4 protein-coding genes are annotated in these 3,429 nt (G+C 61.0%); 1 reads left to right on the forward strand and 3 read right to left on the reverse strand.

The annotated features are described in order from the left end of the window. A partial coding sequence (locus tag V3W31_01260) for a hypothetical protein (protein ID MEE9613567.1) occupies window positions 1–1,639 on the forward strand: 1,639 nt, incomplete at its 5' end. 5 nt (window positions 1,640–1,644) lie between these two features. Here V3W31_01260 and V3W31_01265 read toward each other — a convergent pair. The 3 genes from V3W31_01265 to V3W31_01275 form a co-directional block, all read right to left on the reverse strand. Next, window positions 1,645–2,364 carry a protein-L-isoaspartate(D-aspartate) O-methyltransferase gene (locus V3W31_01265; GenBank protein ID MEE9613568.1) on the reverse strand — a complete coding sequence of 240 codons (720 nt, stop codon included), beginning with the start codon at window positions 2,362–2,364 and terminating at the stop codon, window positions 1,645–1,647. 19 nt (window positions 2,365–2,383) lie between these two features. After that, window positions 2,384–3,028, reverse strand: a complete 645-nt coding sequence (locus tag V3W31_01270) for a methyltransferase domain-containing protein (GenBank protein MEE9613569.1) — start codon at window positions 3,026–3,028, stop codon at window positions 2,384–2,386. Further along, window positions 3,015–3,429: hypothetical protein (locus V3W31_01275; protein MEE9613570.1), on the reverse strand; the 415-nt coding region annotated here is incomplete at its 5' end. The genes V3W31_01275 and V3W31_01270, both read right to left, overlap by 14 nt.

Genomic DNA, 3,429 nt, shown 5'->3' on the forward strand with positions numbered 1-3,429 from the left:
AGTAAGGGCCGCGCCCGGGATAAGCCTTACCTACATGCGGGAGTTGCCCGCCCAGCTCGGCTTCACCGTGAACGGAGGGGGGCTCTCCACGGTCACCCGGCGAGATGGCGACCTGTCTTTCCTGCGGCACCTGCCGTCTTCTGTCGCATATCGCCTGAGGGAAAACCCCGAGGTCTTCGTGGTGGAGCCCGGCGGCGGCATGGAGCTCCTCTCGGCCGTTGAGAACGGCGCGGCAGGGGTCCGGGGCGCGGAGATAAGTACCGTTGTGGCGGACGCGATGGAGGGCCCGCTCTCGGAGTTCTCGGGCTCCATATACGGAGACGCGCGCGTAAGCCGCGGGCACGGGAGGAACGTGCTCGCCGCACTGGACGGGAAGTTCGACATAATAAAGCTCCCCCGGACCGACACGCTCGGCTCGGCCTCCTCCGGCATAAGGGGGCTTCAGGAGGATTACGGCCTTACGGCCGAGGCCTTCGGCGACTACCTGGGCCGCCTGAAAGAGGGGGGGTACGTCTCCGTTAGCCTCTTCCTCCTCCCCCCGCCAAGGCAGGAGTTGAAACTTCTCTCCACCGCCATAGAGGGGCTTCGGCTAAGGGGTGTAGCCGACGCGGCGGCGAGAATAATGGCCATAAGGAGCTGGGGGGTTATAACACTCCTTGTAAAGAACGGCACCGTGGAGCCGTGGGAGGTGGAGGTGGTGAAGGAGTTCTGCTCCATTGAGGGCTTTGACGTCGTATGGTATCCGGGTATGGAGGAGCGGGAGGCCAACCTGCATAACCGCTTTCCCTCCCCGGTCTACCACGACCATTTCAGAGAGATTCTGGACCCCCGGACCAGGGAACCATTCCTGGAAGGCTATATATTCGACGTAAGGCCCGCCACCGACGAGAGGCCGTTTTTCGGGCAGAGTTTTAAGATGGGCCGCATGAAGGAGACCTACGAGAGTGTCGGGAAGAAGTGGGGCATACTCATAGAGGGGGGCTACCTCCTGCCGTGGATACTCATTCAGGCCGTGCTTGCGAGTTTTATCTTCATAGTAGCGCCGTTCTTTTTTACCCGGAGGGAGCGGGTGCCGCCGGGGGTGCTCCTCCGGGTAAGCGCGTACTTCGCCTCCATAGGGGTGGGCTATATGTTCGTGGAGATTTCACTCATGCATAAGCTCGTGCCCGTCTTAGGGGAGCCCGTCTACGCGATATCGGTCGTTCTCTTCTCACTCCTCGTATCGAGCGGCGCGGGGAGCTACCTTTCGGGACGGTTCGGGATAATGGAGCGCTCGTCGGCGAACGTGCTACTCGCAGTGCCCCTGCTGGTATTGGTCTACCTCTACGCGACCGGCCCGGTGTCCGGCGCGGTGGCCGCCCTGCCGGTCGCGTGGAAGTACCCGCTGACCGCCCTCTTTTTCTTTCCTCTGGGCGCGGCCATGGGCATGCCTTTCCCCGCGGGCATGGCGCTTCTGGGCCGGACGAACCCCGGCCTTATACCCTGGGCGTGGTGCGTAAACGGCTCATTTTCGGTTATAAGCTCGGTGCTCGTAATGATGGGCGCGATGGTCTGGGGCTTTTCCGCGGTCCTGGGGGTTGCGGCACTGGCCTACGCAGCGGCATGGCTGGCGATAAGGGCGCTTTCCGCTGAGGGATAAGCGGTCTACTCGCCCTCGAGCATCTTGCCGACCATCGGGACGAAGACAACGCCGGAGATGTGTTGGACGTCGAGCCTATCTCCCTTTTTCGTAACGAGGGTGAGGGTCTGGTAATAACGGGTACTGCCGAGTGGTATAATAAGCCTTCCGCCGTCCTTCAGCTGCTTTATCAGCGGAGGGGGTATGTGGTTTGCCGCGGCCGTTACGATAACCGCGTCGTAGGGCCCCTCCTCCTCCCAGCCGAAGTAGCCGTCTCCGTACCTGACCTTCACCTTGTCGTAGCCGAGCTCACCTAGCCTCGCCCGGGCCGAACCGGCGAGCTTCTTCCTTATCTCCATGGTCCTTACCTCGACCCCCATCTCCGCCAGCACGGCGGCCTGGTAGCCCGAGCCGGTGCCGACCTCGAAGACCCGCTCCTTGCCGGTAAGGCCGAGCATCTCGGTCATAAGCGCCACTATGTAGGGCTGAGAGATGGTCTGCCCCTCGCCTATAGGGAGGGGATGGTCCGAGTAGCTTGCATCCCTTGAAGAAGCCGGGACGAAGAGGTGCCTCTCCACGTTCCTCATGGCATCGAGGGTCTTCGGGTCGTTGACCCCCCTCTGCTCTATCTGCTTCTCCACCATCTCCATCCGCTCAGCGAGGAAGGGGTCGTCCTTCGAGTAGCCCTGCATCGGAGAGAGCAGCAAGAGAAAGAGAGCTGTTATGGATAAGTAAAGCTTTGCCATATTGTCTCCGGGAAAGTGCCTACGCGGGTTTTACGGCCGCAGGCTTTACCGCTTCGAACAACTTTACCATATCCAGGTAGACGTTCACCTCGCGGGTGATTTTGAAGCCCGCCTTACGGACGTTCTCACCGGTATTTCTGTTGAGGTCCGGCCCGAGGATGCGCGTAAGTTTCGTGAGTATGTCCAACATCGGGCCCATCCAGAATATTTCACTCCTTACGTGCTCGAACATCAAGAGTTTGCCGCCGGGCTTCATAACGCGGTGGAGTTCCTTGAGGCCCGCCACCGGATCGGGCACCGAGCAGAAGGTGCACGAGGTGGCGACGGTGTCGAAGGTATCGTCGGCGAAGCCGAGCTCCTGGACGTCCGCGCGGACGAGACGTACGTTTCCGCTGCCGGGGTCCACCCTACGCTTCGCTATCTTGAGCATCTCCGGGCTTATGTCCACCCCCGTCAGCTCTCTCTCCGGGGGGAAGTACGGAAGGTCGAGCCCCGTGCCGATGGCCACGAGGAGTATCCTTCCGGACGCGCGCGAGAACCATTCCCGCTTCTCCTCTCCGAAGCGCAGCTCGACGCTACTGTTAAGCCTGTCGTAGACGGGTGCCGCGGCGTCCCACTTGTCTTTGAGGCTTTTAGCGAGGGTTTCGGCCTTAGCGTCCGCCAAGCTCCACCTCCCCCTTGAGCTTTATGTTGTAGAGGTCGATACGGAACTGGGCGAGGATGGAGAAAGCCACGACCGGGGGGAGCATCGACATGAAGCCGAGCTCCGTTGCGGCGAAGAGCATGCCCGCGACCATGCCGGTCAGCATGGTTATGACCATGCCGACCGGGATGATCTCGAAGAGTGTCGCGAAGGAGCTGAAGGCGAGCATTACGATAAAGAGGACGACCGTACCGAGCACCATGCCCGCGAGCATCGCAAGGAGTGTGTTCCAGTTCCAGCCGCTCCCCACTATCGCGGAGACCAGGAGCAGCGTGCCCGCGCCCATAAGGATCGAGGCCGCGTAGTCGGAGAGTTTAAAGAGTATCTTCATCATCACAGACGGGATTTTACCACGAAAGCGG

Source organism: Thermodesulfobacteriota bacterium (genome assembly GCA_036482575.1).
Lineage (GTDB): Bacteria > Desulfobacterota > GWC2-55-46 > GWC2-55-46 > JAUVFY01 > JAZGJJ01.

Coding starts and splice junctions, on each gene's coding strand:
- V3W31_01265 (MEE9613568.1), bottom strand. CDS start 2,364: ATGGCAAAGCTTTACTTATCCATAACAGCTCTCTTTCTCTTGCTGCTC.